This is a genomic window from Streptosporangium sp. H13245, assembly GCF_055690525.1.
Genome location: NZ_JBSZKT010000003.1, coordinates 353,806 through 371,108, shown reverse-complemented (window position 1 = coordinate 371,108; position 17,303 = coordinate 353,806). Strand labels below are relative to the sequence as shown.

Here is a 17,303-nt window from a genome sequence, read left to right as displayed (position 1 = left end):
CAGCTCGTGGCCTATCCGGTGAAAGGCGTGGGCGACGGGTGACGGGAATCGAGGATCCGTTCTGGCGGGCGGTCGCGGTTTTCCGCGTCGCCTCCCTCGCGTACGCGGCGCTCCTGCTCATCCGCGCCGGGGGGTACGCCCACCCGGCGACCGGCTGGACGGTGATCGGCGTCATGGCGCTGTGGACCGCGGCGACGATCTTCGCCTACTCCGTCGCGGAGCTCCGCGGCCGTCCGCTGCTCGCCGCCGACATGCTCGTGACCGTGGGCTGCCTGCTCGCCACCCCGGCCGTACAGGGCATCTACCAGCAGGGCAGCCTGCCGATCACCGGCACCTGGATGGGCGGGGCGGTGCTCGCCTGGGGAGTGTACGGCGGGCGGCGGCTGGGCGCCGTGGCCGCGCTGATCGTCTCGCTGGCCGACCTGTGGCTGCGCGGCGTCTTCGGGGGCGACCTCGACATGCTGCCGATCAACGGCACCGTCCTGCTCTTCCTCGCCGGGGTGGTCGTCGGGCACGTGGCCCGGCTGGCCAAGAAGGCCGAGGAGCGCATGCAGCAGGCGATCGAGCTGGAGGCGGCCGGGCGGGAGCGGGAACGGCTCGCCCGGGGAATCCACGACTCGGTGCTCCAGGTGCTGGCGCTGGTCCAGCGGCGCGGGCAGGAGATCGGCGGTGAGGCGGCCGAGCTGGGCAGGCTCGCGGGCGAGCAGGAGGCCGCTCTGCGCGAGCTGGTCAGGCTCAGGCCGGAGACGCCCGCTCTCGGCACCGCCGACCTGCGCGTCCTGCTGCACAGGTACGGCTCGGCCACGGTCACCGTCTCCGCCCCGGCGACCCCGCTGCCCCTGCCCGCCGCCACCGCGGCCGAGATGGCCGCCGCCGTCGGGGCCGCCCTGGACAACGTCGCCCGGCACTGCGGGGCGCGGGCACCCGCGTGGGTCTTCGCCGAGTGCGACGACGGGCTGGTCACCGTGACCGTGAGGGACGAGGGGCCGGGCATCGAGCCCGGACGCCTGGAGGAGGCCGCCGCCGCCGGGCGGCTCGGCGTCGCGCAGTCCATCCGGGGCCGTATCGCCGACCTCGGCGGCACGGTCACCGTGATCTCGGATCCCGGCCGTGGCACCGAGATCGAGATGTCGGTCCCGGCCGGTTGAGCCGGGGACGGTGGCGCGGAGAAGGCTGACTGATCAGGACGGAACAGCCCTAAGGTGGGCCAATGCGCGTGATGGTGGTGGACGACCACCCGATGTGGAGGGACGGGGTGGCCAGGGACCTGGCCGAGGCCGGGTACGAGGTCGTGGCCACGGTCGGTGAGGGGCGGCAGGCGGTCCGGGTGGCCGCGGCGGTCCGGCCCGAGCTGGTCGTGCTCGACCTGCAGCTGCCCGACCTCCCGGGGGTCGAGGTGGCCAGGAGCCTGGCCGCGTCGGAGTCGCCGCCCCGGGTGCTGGTGCTGTCGGCCAGTGGTGAGCAGGAGGATGTACTGGAGGCCATCAAGGCGGGCGCGTCCGGATATCTCCTGAAATCCGCAAGCAAGGAGGAGTTTCTCGACGCGGTCAGGCGCACCGCCGAGGGCGACGCGGTGTTCACCCCCGGCCTGGCGGGACTCGTCCTGGGGGAGTACCGCAGGCTGTCCGCCAGGCCCGCGCCCGAGGCGACGCCCCGCCTGACCGAACGGGAGACCGAGGTGCTCCGCCTGGTCGCCAAGGGCCTGTCGTACAAACAGATCGCCGAGCGTCTCGTGCTCTCCCACCGGACGGTGCAGAACCACGTCCAGAACACCCTGAACAAGCTCCAACTTCACAATCGGGTGGAACTGGTTCGTTATGCGATAGAGCAGGGCCTCGACGGGTCGTAGACGCGACTAAAGTGACAAGGTCGAGACGTTGTCTTTGCGTGAGCACGCGAGAGACTTGACTGTGGTTCCCTGATGTCGGATCCCTGACGTCCCCCGACTCCCCGTTCCCCTCGAAGCTCCACCGGAGGTCGCACCATGACCATGTCCGCCTTGGGCGAGCCCTGCGTTCTGCTCAAACTGGGCGAGGTCGTCCTCAAGGGCAACAATCGCGAACTCTTCGAGCGCAGGTTGCAGGCCAACATCAAGGCCGCCCTGAAGGACGTCGGCGTCAAGGTCGACGTACGGCAGCGCCACGGTGTCATCGCGCTCTTCCTGCCGGACGGCAGCGGCGCCGAGATCGCCGACGCGGTCGCCGAGCGCGTCTCGTACGTCCCCGGCCTGGTCTGGGTCCACCGCGCCTGGCGGGTGGAGAAGGACCCCTCGGCGATCACCAAGGCCGCGATCGAGCTGCTGGCCGACCGCGACGACGTCAGGCGCGGCGTCTCCTTCGCGGTCCGCTCCCGCCGCCGCGACAAGCGCTTCCCGCTCACCTCGATGCAGCTGGACCGCTCGGTCGGCGGCGAGCTCAACGACATCTACGGCCTGCCCGTCGACCTGAAGCGCCCCGAGTTGGTCGTCTCCATCGAGGTCGACCGCGACGAGGCGTTCGTCTTCACCGGCGGGCAGCCGGGCCAGGGCGGGCTGCCGGTCGGCACCAGCGGCAGGGGCCTGGTGCTGATGTCCGGCGGCATCGACTCGCCGGTGGCCGCCTACCGGATGATGCGCCGTGGCCTGCGGGTCGACTTCCTGCACTTCTCCGGCATCCCCTTCACCACCTCCGAGTCCATCTACAAGGCGTACGCGCTGGTCAGGGCGCTCGACAAGTTCCAGGGCGGGTCCCGGCTGTGGGTCGTCCCCTTCGGCAAGGCCCAGCAGTCGATCAAGGCCTCGGGACAGGACCGCCTGGCGATCATCACCCAGCGGCGCCTGATGCTGAAGACCGGTGAGGAGGTCGCCCGCCGCCTGCGCGCCGGGGCCCTGGTCACCGGAGACTCCCTGGGACAGGTCTCCTCGCAGACCCTGCAGAACATCACCGCCCAGGACGACGCCGTCGACATGCCGATCCTGCGTCCCCTCATCGGCCTCGACAAGACCGAGATCATGGCCGAGGCCCGCCGCATCGGCACCCTCGCGATCTCCGAGCTGCCCGACGAGGACTGCTGCACCCTCCTGGCCCCCCGCAAGGCCGAGACCGCCGCGAAGGTCGCCGACCTGAAGAAGATCGAGCGCCGCCTCGACGCCGAGGAGCTCGCCGTCCAGCTGGCCGGGTCCCTCCAGGAGTACAAACTCGACGCCTGAGCCCCCTCGGGCCGCACCCGAGGGGGAGGGACGAGAGGTGTCAGGCGGGGGCGAGCAGGTCCCCGGCGGCGACCTTGCCCAGCAGCGGCGGGAACCGCTCCATCACCTGGGCGAGCTCGTCCAGGTCGGCGTCGACCAGCGCCTGGGGGCCGTCACAGAGGGCCTGCTCGGGATGCGGGTGGACATCGATGATCACGCCGTCGGCGCCGACCGCGATGGCCGCGCGGGTGAGCGGCAGGACCAGGTCGCGGTGCCCGCCGGAGTGGGACGGGTCGACGATCACCGGCAGGTGCGACAGCCGCTGGGCGAGCGGCACCGCCGAGACGTCCAGGGTGTTGCGGGTGGCGGTCTCGAAGGTGCGGATGCCGCGCTCGCACAGCACGATGTCGAGGTTGCCGCGCTGGGCGACGTACTCGGCGGCCATCAGCCACTCCTCGATGGTCGCGCTCATTCCCCGCTTGAGCATCACCGGCTTGCCGGAGGCGCCGACGGCCTGCAGCAGCGCGAAGTTCTGCGCGTTGCGGGTGCCGACCTGGAGCATGTCGGCGTAGGAGGCCACCAGCTCCACGTCGTCGGCGTCGACGACCTCGGTGACGATGGGCAGCCCGGTCTCCTCGCGCACGTCGGCGAGGATGCGCAGGCCCGCCTCCCCGAGCCCCTGGAAGGCGTACGGGGAGGTGCGGGGCTTGTAGGCGCCGCCGCGCAGCAGGGTGGCCCCGGCCGCCTTCGCCATGAGGGCGGCCTCCAGGGTCTGCCGCGGGGTCTCCACCGCGCACGGACCGGCGATCAGGGTGACCGTGCCGGGCCCGATCGGCACGCCGCCGACGCGGACGACGGACCGCTCGGGATGGTTGTCGCGGCTCACCAGCTTGTACGGCGCGCTCACCCGCATCACGTCGGCCACCCCCGGCATCCCCCGCAGGTCGAGGGTGGCGAACTGGGCGACGTCGCCGACCAGGCCGATGATCGTGCGGCTCACCCCCCGGCTGACGAACGCCTCGCCGCCCGCCGTACCGATGATCTCCACGATCGCCTCGACGTCCTCCCGCGTGGCGTCCGGGCCCATGACGATGACCATTTCTCTCCCTCTCGATGACCCCGCCGGTGCCCGCCGATCCGGGCGGGCTCCGATGGGTTTCCTTGGTGGTGACCTGTTTGAAGAAGGCCGGAAAAAGCAGAAGGCCCCGGGTCCGAAAAACGGACCCGGGGCCTTCTGTTCGCCAGGCTGTCAGCGCAGCATCTGGGGGCGAACGGTTCGACCTAAGGGTCCGTCGCCATACCAAAACCAGAACGCGGTGCGCATAGCGGCAAATAGTAGCGCACAAGGAGAACACGCCTCTCCCGCGCCCCGGGGGGAGCTACACGGTGGTCGCCGAGATGCGAGGAAGGAGGGCTACGCGGGTGACCGCCGGGACGCGGGGAAGGGGGGTGCGCGGTGGTCACTGAGAGGCGGGGAAGAGGGCTGTGCGGTGGCCGTCGGGACGCGGGGAAGGGGGTTACGCGGTGGCCACCGGGATGGCGGGAAACGCGCGATGGCAGGATTACCCCGTGCCATCGGGGAAACGGCGAAGGGAGTGACGGTGGAGCAGCCCGAACCTTCGGAGGAACCTCGCCTGCCCCCGGGCCAGTACGTCCCCCGGGGCAGACCGGTGATCCACTACGGCCGGGTGCCCACGTTCCGCCCGGCGACCTGGCAGCTGCACGTCATGGGGGCGACCGCCTCGGGCGAGCAGCACCGCTTCACCTGGCCCCAGTTCTCCGAGCTGCCGCGCACCACGATCGTGGCCGACTTCCACTGCGTCACCAAGTTCTCGATCATGGGCAACGAGTGGGGCGGGGTGTCCACGGCGACGCTGATGGAGGTCGCTCCGCCCGCGCCCGGCGTGGAGCACGTGATGATCTGGGGCGAGTACGGCTACAGCGCCAACGTCCGCATCGGCGACTTCGCCCGCTCCCAGACGATGTTCGCGCTGGAGTTCGACGAGAAGCCCATCTCCCCGGAGCGCGGCTTCCCGGTACGGATGGTCGTCCCGCACCTGTACGCCTGGAAGAGCGTCAAGTGGGTCCGCGCCGTGGAGTACCTGCTGGAGGACCGGCGCGGCTTCTGGGAGGAGCGCGGCTACCACAACGTCGCCGACCCCTGGCGTGAGCAGCGCTACTCCTATCAGGAGGAAGCGGGCGAAGGTCCGCCGTGATCGGTGTTCGCCCCTGATCGGAGGGGTGGGTTGACTACCGTTTCCCGCATGTCGACCACCGGCTGGATGCTGCTCTGCGCATTCAGCACCCTCCTCGGATTCTTTCTCCCCCGCCCGCGCCAGGGACATCCGGACCGTTCCGGCGGCCCGACGGATGAGGCCACCTTTCTCACCCTGCACATCGCGGCGATGGCGGCCCCCTCGCTGCGGGCCGGGCTCACCCGCGAGTCCGCGCGCAAGGCGGTCCGCCACCTGCGCGCCCTGCTGGGCACCAGCGCCGTCGCGGTCGTCGACACCGGCGGCCTGCTCGCCTGGGACGGCGCGGCGGGCTGTCACCGCGACCACGCGCCCGAGCACGCCCGTACCGTCCTCGCTTCGGCCCGCCCGCGCGTGGTGACCCGAGACGATCTGAACTGCGGCACGCCGGGCTGCGCCGTCCGGGGCGGCGTCGTCGTGCCGCTCACCGTCGACGGGCGGGTGGTCGGCGCGCTCGCCGCGTACGACGCCGTGGTGAGCACGGCGCTGGCGCGGACCGTCACCGAGGTCGCCCGGTGGGTCTCGGGGCAGCTGGAGCTGGCCGAGGTCGACTCCTCGCGACGGCGGACGATGGAGACCGAGATGCGGGTACTGCGTGCCCAGATGTCCCCGCACTTCGTCTACAACGCGCTGACCACCATCGCCTCGTTCGTCCGCACCGACCCCGACCGGGCGCGGGAGCTGCTGGTGGAGTTTGCCGACTTCAACCGGTACGCGCTGCGCCGGGCCCGTGACTTCACCACCCTCGCCGAGGAGCTGCACTGCGTGGACCGCTACCTGCTCCTGGAACGTGCCAGGTTCGGCGACCGGCTCCACGTCACCCTCAGGGTCGCGCCGGAGGTGCTGTCGCTCTCCGTCCCGTTCCTCTGCCTGCAACCCCTGGTGGAGAACGCCGTCAAGCACGGGGTGGCCGCGGCGGGACGTCGCGGCGAGGTCAGGGTGGTGGTCAGCGACGCCGGGCCCGAGGCCCACATCAGCGTGGAGGACGACGGCCTGGGCATGTCGCCCGAGCGGGCCCGGCTGCTCCTCGGCGGTGGCCTCCCGCGCGGGAGCTCGTACGAGGGCTCATACGACGGCTCGCACGAGGGCTCGTACGGTGGCGGCTCGTACGACGGTGGCTCGCATGACGGTGAGGAGGGCGGGATCGGGCTGGCCGGAGTCGACGTGCGGTTCCGCCAGATCTACGGCGAGGACTACGGCCTGGTCGTGGAGAGTGCCCCGAACGCGGGCACCACGGTGAGGCTTCGCGTGCCCAAGCTCCCTCCCCCGTAGCTACTTGTAGTCAAACTATTACCTGAAGTTGCCGTGAGGCTTGCGGCGGACACGGTCGAGGGGGCAGCGTAGGGTCATGTTGCGAGTCCTGGCCGTTGACGACGAGGTCCCCGCTCTTGAGGAGATCGCCTATCTCCTCCGCCACGACCCCCGTATCGAGCACGTCTCCACCGCCGTGGGCGGCGTCACCGCGCTCCAGGACATGGTCCAGATGATCGGCACGGGCGAGCGGCTGGACGGGGTCTTCCTCGACATCCGGATGCCCGGCCTCGACGGCCTCGACCTGGCCAGGCTCATCGCGGGCTTCCCCAACCCGCCCCGGCTGGTCTTCGTCACCGCCCACGAGGAGTGCGCGGTGCAGGCCTTCGAGCTGGAGGCGGTCGACTACCTGCTCAAGCCGATCAGGGCCGACCGGCTGGCCGAGGCGGTACGGCGCCTGGAGTCCATGACCCCCGCGGCGGCCGACCCCGTGCCCGAGGACGTCATCCCGGTCGAGCTCGCCGGGCGGACGAGGTTCGTGCCCCAGCAGGCCGTCTGGTTCGCCGAGGCGCAGGGCGACTACGTCCGGCTGCACACCGACGAGGGCAGCTACCTGGTCCGCATGCCGCTCGCCGCCCTGGAGCGGCGCTGGGCCGGATCGGGGTTCATCAGGGTGCACCGCAGCACGCTGGTCTCGGTACGGCACGTGAGCGAGCTGCGCTTCGACGGCGGCCGGGTGATGCTCAGGGTGGGTACCGAGACGCTCCCGGTCAGCCGCCGTCACACCCGCCAGGTCCGCGAGCGGCTCGTCCGCCAGTTCCGCGACCGCCCGGCCGTCCCCGGTGTGGTGCGGGCCAGGCCCCTGCCCTCCGCCGCCCTGCGGTAGCCGCACCCGCCCGGTTTCGCGGTACGGATCTCGGGGTGTGTCCCGTCCGTTCCCTTACCTTCCGCGACCGGTCCGCCGGAGACCTCTGGACGGCGTCACGCCGAATGGTCTCCGCTCCTTTTCTGCGGGTTCTGCGGGTTCTGCGGGTTCTGCGGGTTCTGCGGGTTCTGCGGGTTCTGCGGGGTTGCGTAAGCGTCGGGCGGAACCCGTACGTGGTCCCGGGGCTCTTTCGAGCTGCCCGGCCGGTCCCGGTGGAATCCGTGCCGCCGTGCCGGGTGGCCGGGCGGGTCCCTCTCTTCTCCCATGAGCGCGCACGGCCGCCGTACGGGCTTTTCCTAGCGGAGGGCATGCCCCGGCGCTCCCACGCCCCCGTGTGGCGATTCACGCCCGCGTGGACCCCGGCGCGCCGGTCCCCGGCCGCCGGGCCTCCGATCGCTGTCCCGGCCGTGGTCCGGACGGGTGGCCCTCGCCCGGGACGCCGACCTGCCGTCGGTGGACTCCCGGACGTGGATCCCGCGCGTCGGCACGCGTTTCACGCGCCCCACGGGTGTTTCCCCGCGACGGCGGTCACAGGGGCCTCATGGGCCTCCGATCGACCGTTCGTCGCCCGTCGGCGGCCGTTCGTCGTGCGGGCACTCTCCGCACATCGACAACTACGAACCGTTAATCGCGCTGGGGGGAAAGCATCGCTCACGCGTCTGGACGCGCCTCTAGTGTTCCCTCATCGGAGAGCGGGACCCGCCGCGTCGGGGGGGACAGAGCCGGAAGGCTCGCGCAAGACCTGACGCGGCGGACACCGGGTGACCGTCGAGAACCGGGGGGTATCCGGTCACTCGGCCGCCGGGTCCTTGGCCGGAAGGGGGGCCGCCGATCTCCGATATGACGGGACGCCCGCGCTAGCCGACGGGGGCCGGACCGTGATCCGGCCACACGGGGGCGGTCGGATCACGAGGACGGGCGTCCCGTCCGATCTCGTGGATCCCGGTGATCCGGGCTTTCACGGCCGGAGCGGCCGGTCGTCGCGTCAGGTGTCGCGGAGCTTCTTGAGCGCGTCGATGTCCTCACGGTGCTTCTCGGCACCGCCCGGCGTCTCGATGCAGAACGGCACCCCCGCCACCGCGGGGTGGCGCATCATCTCGGCGAAGGAGGCGGCGCCGATGTGGCCGGAGCCGATGTTCTCGTGCCGGTCCCTCCTGGAGGCGCACGGGTCCTTGGAGTCGTTGGCGTGAACCAGCTTGAGCCGCCCCGGGGCGATCGCGTGCAGGGCGTCCAGGGTCTCCTTGACGCCCTCGGAGGTCGACAGGTCGTGCCCGGCGGAGAAGACGTGGCAGGTGTCGAAGCAGACGCCCGCCTTGGGGTGCCAGTCGAGGGCCTCCAGGTAGGGCTCCAGGTCCTGGACGGTCGCGCAGAGCACCCCGCCCTGCCCGGCCATCGACTCCAGCAGCAGGTCGGGCCCGTCGTCGGGGATCTCCTCCAGCAGCGGCAGGAGATGCTCGCGCAGCTGGCGCAGGGCGGCGTCGCGGGGCTGGCTCACCGCCGACCCCGTGTGGACGACCACTCCCTTCGCGCCGATCGCGTGGCCGCGCAGCAGGTTGTGCCGCACGGTGGCCACCGACTTCTCCAGCGTCTCGGGGCTGGGAGAGCCCATGTTGACGAGGTAGGAGGCGTGCACGAAGGACAACACGCCCGATTCGCGGAGCTTGGCGTCCTGGGCGGGGTCGCCCACGGCGAGCGCCCAGCCGCGGGGGTTGGTGACGAACACCTGGATCATCTCGGCACCGATGTCCTCGGCGTACCGCAGCCCGCCCTTGGCGAGACCGCCGGTGACGGAGACGTGCCCGCCGATGAGGGAGTGTGAAGTCATAGTGACACCATTTTAGGCGCCGCCCGGGGGGTTGCCCCGTCACCGGCGATCGATGTTCCTTATCAGCCCGGCATCCGCCCGCCGTCGCTCTTCGCTCCGTGACACCCGTGGACAGGCGGGTGACGTACGAGGCCGGATCCTCGCGGGGTTTCAGCCGTGTGTCACGGACGTGAGCGGGCGATGAAGATCAACGAGTTTGGAGCATGTTACGAAAATCTGGGGCAAATCATGGCTCAGTTTGCGCTTCGTGGCGCTGGACCGCACACACCGGCGGTGTGTGTACTGCTCACATGCCTAAGGTGAACTCCGCGCCGCCGGTCCCGGGGCTGGCCGCGTTCAACGCGCTGGGTGCCGAGGAGGCCGAGGCCGGGCTGCTGGCCTGCTGCGCCTCCCGGGCCTTCGCCCGGGAGGTGGCCGCGTCGCGCCCCTACCGCGACCTCGACCGGCTGGCCGAGGTGGCGGAGGCCGCCGTACGGGGGCTTGAGTGGTCCGGCGTCAGCGAGGCGCTGGCCGCCCACCCCCGGATCGGCGAGCCACCTCGCACGGCGGAACGGCCACCCGCCGCGGAGCCGTCCCGTGAGGGCGGCCCGGTGGCGGACGGTCACTCCGGTCATCCGGAAGCGGTGGCGGGTTCTGAGCCACCCGGACTCTCGGAAAGGCGCCCGGAACACCTGGAAAGCCCGGAGTCGCGGGAAAGGCACTCTGAGCGGGAGGCGGCCTGGTCGCGCGGGGAGCAGGCGGGGGTCGACACGGCCGGGCGGGAGGTCCTCGACCGGCTGGCGGAGGGTAACCGCGCCTACGAGCGGCGGTTCGGCCACGTCTACCTGATCTGCGCCACCGGCCTGTCGGCCGGGGAGATGCTGGACCGGCTCACCGAACGGCTCGGCAACGACGAGGACACCGAACGGGAGGTCGTCAGGGCCGAGCTCGCGAAGATCACCCGTCTGCGGCTGGCGAAACTCCTGGAAGCCACCGTATGAGCCCCGCGCCCGTGGGAACCACACCGTGCCATGAGCCCCATGAGCCCCGGATTCTTGGGAACCATGCCATGAGCCCCATGAGTCCCGTGAGCCCTGGGTTCTCGGGAAACACCCCATGAGTCCCATGAGCCCAGCGTCCCCAGGAGCCGCACCGGTGGTTCCGCCAGGTGAGGAACCCCATGAACACATGAGTCCTATGAGCCCAGCGTCCGCGGGAGCCGCCCCATGAGCCTCGCACGAGCCGTCACGAACTCCGTACTCCTCGGGGAGGGGTCAGCATGAGCCTGTCCACCCACGTGCTGGACGCCGCCCTGGGCAGGCCCGCGGCGGGGGTCGCCGTACGCCTGGAGAGGGACGGTGAGGTGCTCGCCGAGGGCGTCACCGACGCCGACGGGCGGATCTCGGGATGGACCTGCGGGGCGGGCGACCACCGCCTGGTCTTCGACACCGGCGGCTACTTCGCCGCCCGCGCGGTGGACGCCTTCTATCCCCGGGTCTCGATCGACTTCACGGTGGCGGATCCCCGGGAGCACCACCACGTGCCCCTGCTGCTCAGCCCGTTCGCCTACTCGACGTACCGAGGGAGCTAGCATGCCCGTCGTTCTCGGCCCCAACCGCTACGGCAAGGCGGAGACCCGCCTGGTGCGCGTCGTCAGGGACGGCGGCGTCCACCACATCAAGGACGTCACCGTCGGCTCGGCGCTGTCCGGCGACATGGAGGCGGTGCACCGCACCGGCGACAACGCCGCGGTCCTGCCGACCGACACGCAGAAGAACACCGTGTACGCCTTCGCGAGGAAGTACGGCGTGGCGGAGATCGAGGACTTCGCGATCCTGCTGGCCCGCCACTATGTGGAGTCGCAGCCCACCGTCCACCACGCCCGTGTGGAGATCGAGGAGCACTTCTGGGACCGCATCCCGGCGGCCGGGGATACCGGGGAGAGCGGGCGGCACTCCTTCGTCCGCTCCGGCGGGGAGGTGCGCACCTGCGCCGTCCACCACGACCGGGACGGTACCACCACCGTGGTCTCCGGGCTGAAGGACCTGGTGGTGCTCAACTCGACCGACTCGGAGTTCTCCGGTTTCATCCAGGACGAGTACACCACCCTGCCCCCCACCAAGGACCGCGTCCTCGCCACCGCCGTCTCGGCCCGCTGGCGGCACCTGCCAGGGGCGGCCGGGCAGGGGACGGCGTACGGGGAGTCGTACGACGAGGTGCGCCGCCACCTGCTCGGGGCGTTCGCCGAGACCTACAGCCTGTCGCTGCAGCAGACGCTCTACGCGATGGGCGAGCGGGTCCTGAACGCCCGCGAGGAGGTCTGCGAGGTGCGCCTGGCGATGCCGAACAAGCATCACTTCCTGGTCGATCTCACCCCGTTCGGGCTGGACAACCCCAACGAGGTGTTCTACGCGGCCGACCGTCCCTACGGGCTGATCGAGGGCAGCGTGCTCCGCGACGACGCCCCCGACGCCCGATTCGCCTGGGAGTGACGAGCATGGATTTCCTGCGACCCGCCACGTGGGCGGAGGCCCTGGCCGCCAAGGCGGACCGGCCCGAGACGGTACCCATCCAGGGTGGCACCGACATGATGGTCGAGCTCAACTTCGACGTGCGGCGGCCCGCCGCGCTGCTCGACCTGAACCGGGTCGCCGACCTCGCGGGGTGGAGCGAGGAGCCGGACGGCAGGCTCAGGGTCGGCGCGGGCGTGACGTACGCCCGGCTCATCGCCGAGCTGGGCGACCGGCTGCCCGGCCTGGCACAGGCGTCCCGTACGGTCGGCTCGCCGCAGATCCGCAACCGGGGCACCGTGGGGGGCAACCTCGGCGCGGCCTCGCCCGCCGGGGACAGCCACCCGCCGCTGCTGGCCGGGGACGCGGTCGTCGAGGTCGAGTCCGCCGCCCGGGGCGTGCGGATGATCCCGGCCGCCGACTTCTACCTCGGGGTCAAGCGCAGCGCGCTGGAGGCCGACGAGCTGATCCGGGCGTTCTGGATGAGCCCCGCGAGCGGTCCCCAGTACTTCTCCAAGGTCGGCACCCGCAACGCCATGGTGATCGCGGTCTGCTCGTTCGCGATCGCGCTGCACCCCGGCGAGCGCCGGGTCGGCACCGGCATCGGCTCGGCCGCCCCGACCCCCCGCCGCGCCGTCGCCGCCGAGGAGTTCCTCGCCGCCGAACTCGACTGGGAGGCCAGGCTCGACCCCGGGGTGCTCGGGCGTTTCGGGGAGCTGGCCGCCGGGGCCGCCTCGCCGATCGACGACGTACGCGGCACCGCCGACTACCGGCGCCACGCGATCGCGGTGATGGCGCGGCGCACCCTGACCTGGGCGTGGAACGAGTTCCGCTCAGGACACTTCGAGAGGAGGGCCGGATGATGCGCGTCACCTTCACCGTCAACGGCCGCACGGAGACCGCCGACGACGTCTGGGAGGGCGAGAGCCTCCTGTACGTCCTGCGCGAGCGGGTCGGCCTGCCGGGTTCCAAGAACGCGTGCGAGCAGGGGGAGTGCGGCTCCTGCACGGTCTATCTCGACGGGATCCCCGTCTGCGCGTGCCTGGTCGCGGCCGGGCAGGCCGAGGGGCGTCAGGTCCGCACCGTCGAGGGGCTCGCCGACGGCGACCGGCTCGACCCGATCCAGGAGGCCTTCGTCGAGTGCGGGGCCGTCCAGTGCGGCTTCTGCACCCCCGGCCTCCTCGTCCAGGCCCACGACCTGATCGAACGGGTCGCGCAGCCGTCCGACGCGGAGATCCGCGAGGCCCTGGCGGGCAACCTGTGCCGGTGCACCGGCTACGAGAAGATCCTCGACGCCGTACGCCTCGCCGCGGCGCGGAAGGCGGCCTCATGAGCTTTTCTCCGACCGGGAACGCGTCCACGCGGAAGGCGGTTTCATGAGTTTCTCCCGGACCGAGAGCGACTCCGCGGGTTCCACCCTGATCGAGAACGTCCACATCGCCCCGGTCGTGGGCCCGGAGATCCCCTCGGGACACATCCACGTCGAGGGCGACAGGATCGTGGCCCTGGGCGCGGGTCCCGCGCCGGACGTCCCCGGAGCGGCCAGGATCGACGGCACCGGCTGCCTCGCCACCCCCGGCCTCGTCAACACCCACCACCACCTCTACCAGTGGGCCTCCCAGGGGCTCGCCCAGGACGCCACCCTGTTCGAGTGGCTGACGGCGCTCTACCAGGTGTGGGCCGCGATGGACGCCGAGGTCGTCAGGGGCGCGGCGGGCGCGGGGCTGGGCTATCTGGCGCTGTCCGGCTGCACCACCTCCAGCGACCACCACTACATCTTCCCCAAGGGGCGTGGGGACCTGTTCGCCGCCGAGATCGAGGCGGCGAGGGAGGTCGGCCTCCGCTTCCACCCGGCCCGGGGCTCGATGGACCGGGGGAAGTCGCAGGGCGGCCTGCCGCCGGACGTCGTGGTCGAGCGGCTCGACGAGATCCTCGACGCGACGGCCGAGGCCGTCGACACCTACCACGACCCGTCCTTCTCCTCCATGCTCCGCGTCGCGGTCGCCCCCTGCTCGCCGTTCTCCGTCAGCGCCGACCTGATGACCGAGGCCGCCGCGCTGGCCAGGTCCAAGGGCGTGCGCCTGCACACCCACCTCGCCGAGACCCTCGACGAGGAGGAGCACTGCCTGCGGCAGGTCGGGCAGCGCCCGGTCGACTACATGGAGAAGCTCGGCTGGCTCGGCCCGGACGTGTGGTTCGCCCACGCCGTCCACCTGAGTGACGGCGACATCGACACCTTCGCCCAGACGGGTACGGGTTCGGCGCACTGCCCCAGCTCCAACGGCCGTCTCGGCGCCGGGATCGCCCGCGTCTCCGAGATGCTCCACCGGGGCGCGAACGTCGGCCTGGGGGTGGACGGCAGCGCCTCCGCCGAGCTGACCTCCCTCTCCGGCGAGATGCGGCAGGCCCTGCTGTTCCAGCGGGCCAGGTACGGGCCCACCGCGCTCACCGCCCGCCAGGCCCTGGAGATCGCCACCCTCGGCGGGGCGAGGAACCTGGGCCGCCAGGAGGAGCTCGGCTCCCTGGAGGCGGGGAAGCTCGCCGACATCGCCCTCTGGCGCACCGGGGCCTTCGCCTCCGCGGTCGAGGACCCGGTCTGCGCGCTGGTGTTCGGCACCCGGCAGCCCCCGCTGGCCCGGCTGCTGGTCGGCGGCGAGACCGTCGTCGGGGACGACGAGCTGCGTACCGTCGCCCAGGACGAGCTGGGCCGCGCGGGAGGCGAGGCGCACCGCCGCCTCATGCGCCTGGCCGAGGAACAGGGCTTCACGGCGGCCAAGGAGGTCGGCGGATGAGCGAGGTGAGGGACACCGCCCGGCCGGACACGAGAACGGACGCTAAAACCGACACAGAAGCAGATGCGGACATGAAAGCGGATGGAGGCGCGGAAACGGACGGCGCGGGCGTACGGGGACGGGGCAGGCGAGACGTACCGGCGGTGGGATCCGTGAGCGGCGTGCCCGTCAGGGCGCCGCGCGACATCGCGGCGCCCGGCACCGGGGGAGTGGGCGACAGCCCGCCCCGCCCCGACGGGACGCTCAAGGTCAGGGGCGAGTTCGCGTACTCCTCCGACCTGTGGATCGACGGCATGCTGTGGGGCGCCACCCTGCGCAGCCCGCACCCGCGCGCCCGGATCGTCTCCGTCGACGTCTCCGAGGCCCTCGCCCACCCGGGCGTGGAGGCCGTCCTGACCCACGAGGACGTGCCAGGCCGCAAGCACTTCGGCCTCGACCACACCTGGGACCAGCCGGTTCTCGCCTTCGACGAGGTACGCCACCAGGGTGAGGCGGTCGCGCTGGTCGCGGCCGACCACCCGGAGACCGCGCGCAGGGCGATGGAGAAGATCAGGATCGAGTACGAGGTCCTGGAGCCGCTGACCGACGCCCGCCGGGCGGCGTTCGACCCGTCCTACCCCCGGGTCCAGCCGCGCGGCAACCTCGCCCGCCACCAGCCCGTCAGGGTCGGCGACGTGGACGCGGTCAGGGGGCTGGCCGAGGTGGTCGTCTCCGGCGAGTACCGGGTCGGCATCCAGGACCAGGCGTTCCTCGGCCCGGAGTCGGGGCTGGCGGTGCCCGCCGAGGACGGCGGCGTCGACCTCTACGTCGCCACCCAGTGGATGCACAACGACCTCAAGCAGATCGCTCCCTGCCTCGGCCTGCCCGAGGAGAGGATCCGCATGACGCTCTCCGGGGTCGGCGGCGCCTTCGGCGGGCGTGAGGACCTGTCGATGCAGATCCACGCGGCCATGCTCGCGCTCCGTACCGGCCGGCCCGTCAAGATCGTCTACAACCGGCTGGAGTCGTTCTTCGGCCACGTCCACCGGCACCCGGCCGAGATGCGCTACGAGTACGGCGCGACGCGCGACGGCAGGCTCCTCTACGCCGACGTGGAGATCCTCCTCGACGGCGGCGCCTACACCTCCGCGACCATGAACGTGGTCGGCAACGCCGCGTCGCTCGGCGTGGGCCCGTACGTGATCCCGAACATCAGGATCGACGCGTACGGCGTCTACACCAACAACCCGCCGTGCGGCGCGATGCGCGGTTTCGGCGCGGTGCAGGCGTGCTTCGCCTACGAGTCGATGATGGACCGGCTGGCGGCGGCCTGCGGGCTCGACCCGATCACGGTACGGCGGCGCAACGCCGTCTCCCAGGGAAGCGCGCTGGCCACCGGGCAGATCATCGCCGCCCCGCTGCCGATGGCCGAGATGCTCCAGCGGGCCCGCGAACTGCCGATGCCCGCCCCGCTGGACGCGTCCGACATCCGCGACCTGCCCGGCGGCACCGCGCAGACCACCCGTGGCGAGGGGGTGCGGCGCGGCGTCGGGTACGGGGTCGGCCTGAAGAACATCTGCTTCTCCGAGGGCTTCGACGACTACTCCACCGCCCGCGTCCGCCTGGAGGTCGTCGGCGGGCGGGCCACCGCGCTGGTGCACACCGCCGCCGCCGAGGTCGGCCAGGGACTGGTCACCCTCCAGGCGCAGATCGCCCGCACCGAACTGGGCGTCGAGCGGGTCGTCATCCACCCGGCGGACAACCGGATCGGCGACGCGGGCTCCAGTTCGGCCTCCCGCCAGTCGTACATGACGGGCGGTGCCGTGATGACGGCCTGCCGTGCGGTGCGTGAGCGGGTGTTCGCCCTGGCCACGGCGCGGTTCGGCGCCTTCGACGACCTCTCCCTGGCCGGGGGGAAGGTCGTGTCCGCGAGCGGGGGCGTGCTCGCGTCCGTCGAGGACGTCCTGGGCGACGCCGTCGTCGAGGAGGTCCGCGAGTACCACCACGCGCCGACCACGCGGATGGACCCGGCCACCGGGCGGGGCGACTCGCACACCCAGCTCGCCCTGTGCGTCCACCGGGCCGTGGTGGACGTGGACGTGGAGCTGGGCCTGGTCAAGGTGGTGGAGCTGGCCGCCGTCCAGGACGTGGGCAAGATCATGAACCGTGTCTCGCTGGAGGGGCAGATCCACGGCGGTACCGCGCAGGGGCTGGGGCTGGCGCTCATGGAGGAGATCCAGGTCCGTGACGGGCTGGTGCTCAACCCGTCGTTCACCGACTACCTGATCCCCACCATCCTCGACATGCCGCCCATGCGGCTGGACATCCTGGAGAACGCCGACCCGCGTGCCCCGTACGGGCTGCGCGGCGCAGGGGAGCCGCCCACGCTCTCGTCCACCCCCGCGATCGTCGCGGCCGTCCGCGACGCCACGGGACTCCCGCTGACCCGCGTGCCGCTCCGCCCCGAGCACATCATCGGGATCGCGTGACCCTCCCCGCCGCCGCGCCCGAGCGCTCGCCGCTCCCGTTCCGCCGTCCGAGGGTGTCGCGGGGGAGGACCGGGCGTCGGGGGCGTGCGGGGGTGGATGTGATGATGGTCCTCCGTCTCACCGGGGTCCGGCACC

General features: G+C 71.9%; 15 protein-coding genes. 13 read left to right on the top strand and 2 right to left on the bottom strand.

The annotated features are described in order from the left end of the window. The first annotated feature begins 38 nt into the window (after window positions 1-38). The 3 genes from macS to thiI all read left to right on the top strand — a co-directional run bounded on the left by macS (window position 39) and on the right by thiI (window position 3,187). Window positions 39-1,148 (top strand): MacS family sensor histidine kinase, encoded by a 1,110-nt coding sequence (gene macS / locus ACW9TB_RS08505; RefSeq protein WP_472747374.1) that lies wholly within the window; start codon window positions 39-41, stop codon window positions 1,146-1,148. A 71-nt stretch (window positions 1,149-1,219) separates the two neighbouring features. Then, window positions 1,220-1,849, top strand: coding sequence for a response regulator (locus tag ACW9TB_RS08500; RefSeq protein ID WP_472747591.1), 630 nt, complete (start codon window positions 1,220-1,222; stop codon window positions 1,847-1,849). 135 nt (window positions 1,850-1,984) lie between these two features. After that, window positions 1,985-3,187 (top strand): tRNA uracil 4-sulfurtransferase ThiI, encoded by a 1,203-nt coding sequence (gene thiI, locus ACW9TB_RS08495; RefSeq protein WP_472747373.1) that lies wholly within the window; start codon window positions 1,985-1,987, stop codon window positions 3,185-3,187. Window positions 3,188-3,227: 40 nt separating this feature from the next. On the opposite strand, the gene aroF is transcribed toward thiI, so the two are convergent. Beyond that, window positions 3,228-4,265: a 3-deoxy-7-phosphoheptulonate synthase gene (gene aroF, locus ACW9TB_RS08490; protein ID WP_472747372.1), complete on the bottom strand. Its 1,038-nt coding sequence runs from the start codon at window positions 4,263-4,265 to the stop codon at window positions 3,228-3,230. 454 nt (window positions 4,266-4,719) lie between these two features. On the opposite strand from aroF, the gene ACW9TB_RS08485 reads away from it, so the two are divergent. From ACW9TB_RS08485 to ACW9TB_RS08475, 3 genes are all read left to right on the top strand, one after another. Further along, window positions 4,720-5,382, top strand: coding sequence for a molybdopterin-dependent oxidoreductase (locus tag ACW9TB_RS08485; RefSeq protein ID WP_472747371.1), 663 nt, complete (start codon window positions 4,720-4,722; stop codon window positions 5,380-5,382). Between the two features lie 48 nt (window positions 5,383-5,430). Continuing rightward, window positions 5,431-6,690, top strand: coding sequence for a histidine kinase (locus tag ACW9TB_RS08480; RefSeq protein WP_472747370.1), 1,260 nt, complete (start codon window positions 5,431-5,433; stop codon window positions 6,688-6,690). Window positions 6,691-6,766: 76 nt separating this feature from the next. Next, on the top strand, window positions 6,767-7,555 hold the full coding sequence (locus ACW9TB_RS08475; RefSeq protein ID WP_472747369.1) for a LytR/AlgR family response regulator transcription factor: 789 nt from the start codon (window positions 6,767-6,769) through the stop codon (window positions 7,553-7,555). A 1,024-nt stretch (window positions 7,556-8,579) separates the two neighbouring features. On the opposite strand, the gene ACW9TB_RS08470 is transcribed toward ACW9TB_RS08475, so the two are convergent. Further along, window positions 8,580-9,419, bottom strand: coding sequence for a deoxyribonuclease IV (locus ACW9TB_RS08470; protein ID WP_472747368.1), 840 nt, complete (start codon window positions 9,417-9,419; stop codon window positions 8,580-8,582). A 290-nt stretch (window positions 9,420-9,709) separates the two neighbouring features. Here ACW9TB_RS08470 and ACW9TB_RS08465 point away from each other — a divergent pair, with 290 nt between their 5' ends. From ACW9TB_RS08465 to pucD, 7 genes are all read left to right on the top strand, one after another. Continuing rightward, window positions 9,710-10,399 (top strand): 2-oxo-4-hydroxy-4-carboxy-5-ureidoimidazoline decarboxylase, encoded by a 690-nt coding sequence (locus tag ACW9TB_RS08465; protein WP_472747367.1) that lies wholly within the window; start codon window positions 9,710-9,712, stop codon window positions 10,397-10,399. Between the two features lie 278 nt (window positions 10,400-10,677). Next, window positions 10,678-10,989 (top strand): hydroxyisourate hydrolase, encoded by a 312-nt coding sequence (gene uraH / locus ACW9TB_RS08460; RefSeq protein WP_472747366.1) that lies wholly within the window; start codon window positions 10,678-10,680, stop codon window positions 10,987-10,989. Between the two features lies 1 nt (window position 10,990). Then, window positions 10,991-11,890, top strand: coding sequence for a factor-independent urate hydroxylase (gene pucL / locus ACW9TB_RS08455; protein ID WP_472747365.1), 900 nt, complete (start codon window positions 10,991-10,993; stop codon window positions 11,888-11,890). A 5-nt stretch (window positions 11,891-11,895) separates the two neighbouring features. Continuing rightward, on the top strand, window positions 11,896-12,771 hold the full coding sequence (locus ACW9TB_RS08450; protein WP_472747364.1) for an FAD binding domain-containing protein: 876 nt from the start codon (window positions 11,896-11,898) through the stop codon (window positions 12,769-12,771). Next, window positions 12,771-13,241 carry a (2Fe-2S)-binding protein gene (locus ACW9TB_RS08445; RefSeq protein ID WP_472747590.1) on the top strand — a complete coding sequence of 157 codons (471 nt, stop codon included), beginning with the start codon at window positions 12,771-12,773 and terminating at the stop codon, window positions 13,239-13,241. Before ACW9TB_RS08450 ends, ACW9TB_RS08445 begins: the two co-directional genes overlap by 1 nt. A gap of 43 nt (window positions 13,242-13,284) precedes the next feature. Next, entirely contained in the window at window positions 13,285-14,700 is a 1,416-nt protein-coding gene (locus tag ACW9TB_RS08440; RefSeq protein WP_472747363.1) for an 8-oxoguanine deaminase, read from the top strand. A gap of 152 nt (window positions 14,701-14,852) precedes the next feature. Next, the gene (gene pucD, locus ACW9TB_RS08435) at window positions 14,853-17,168 is read left to right on the top strand and encodes a xanthine dehydrogenase subunit D (RefSeq protein ID WP_472747362.1); all 2,316 of its coding nucleotides are present in this window, start codon (window positions 14,853-14,855) and stop codon (window positions 17,166-17,168) included. Window positions 17,169-17,303 lie beyond the last annotated feature (135 nt).

Excerpts from the sequence above, each read along its gene's own strand:
- ACW9TB_RS08500 (WP_472747591.1), top strand. The coding sequence starts at position 1,220 with ATGGTGGTGGACGACCACCCGATGTGGAGGGACGGGGTGGCCAGGGAC.
- thiI (WP_472747373.1), top strand. The coding sequence starts at position 1,985 with ATGACCATGTCCGCCTTGGGCGAGCCCTGCGTTCTGCTCAAACTGGGC.
- aroF (WP_472747372.1), bottom strand. The coding sequence starts at position 4,265 with ATGGTCATCGTCATGGGCCCGGACGCCACGCGGGAGGACGTCGAGGCG.
- ACW9TB_RS08485 (WP_472747371.1), top strand. The coding sequence starts at position 4,720 with ATGGCAGGATTACCCCGTGCCATCGGGGAAACGGCGAAGGGAGTGACG.
- ACW9TB_RS08480 (WP_472747370.1), top strand. The coding sequence starts at position 5,431 with ATGTCGACCACCGGCTGGATGCTGCTCTGCGCATTCAGCACCCTCCTC.
- ACW9TB_RS08475 (WP_472747369.1), top strand. The coding sequence starts at position 6,767 with ATGTTGCGAGTCCTGGCCGTTGACGACGAGGTCCCCGCTCTTGAGGAG.
- ACW9TB_RS08470 (WP_472747368.1), bottom strand. The coding sequence starts at position 9,419 with ATGACTTCACACTCCCTCATCGGCGGGCACGTCTCCGTCACCGGCGGT.
- ACW9TB_RS08465 (WP_472747367.1), top strand. The coding sequence starts at position 9,710 with ATGCCTAAGGTGAACTCCGCGCCGCCGGTCCCGGGGCTGGCCGCGTTC.
- uraH (WP_472747366.1), top strand. The coding sequence starts at position 10,678 with ATGAGCCTGTCCACCCACGTGCTGGACGCCGCCCTGGGCAGGCCCGCG.
- pucL (WP_472747365.1), top strand. The coding sequence starts at position 10,991 with ATGCCCGTCGTTCTCGGCCCCAACCGCTACGGCAAGGCGGAGACCCGC.
- ACW9TB_RS08450 (WP_472747364.1), top strand. The coding sequence starts at position 11,896 with ATGGATTTCCTGCGACCCGCCACGTGGGCGGAGGCCCTGGCCGCCAAG.
- ACW9TB_RS08445 (WP_472747590.1), top strand. The coding sequence starts at position 12,771 with ATGCGCGTCACCTTCACCGTCAACGGCCGCACGGAGACCGCCGACGAC.
- ACW9TB_RS08440 (WP_472747363.1), top strand. The coding sequence starts at position 13,285 with ATGAGTTTCTCCCGGACCGAGAGCGACTCCGCGGGTTCCACCCTGATC.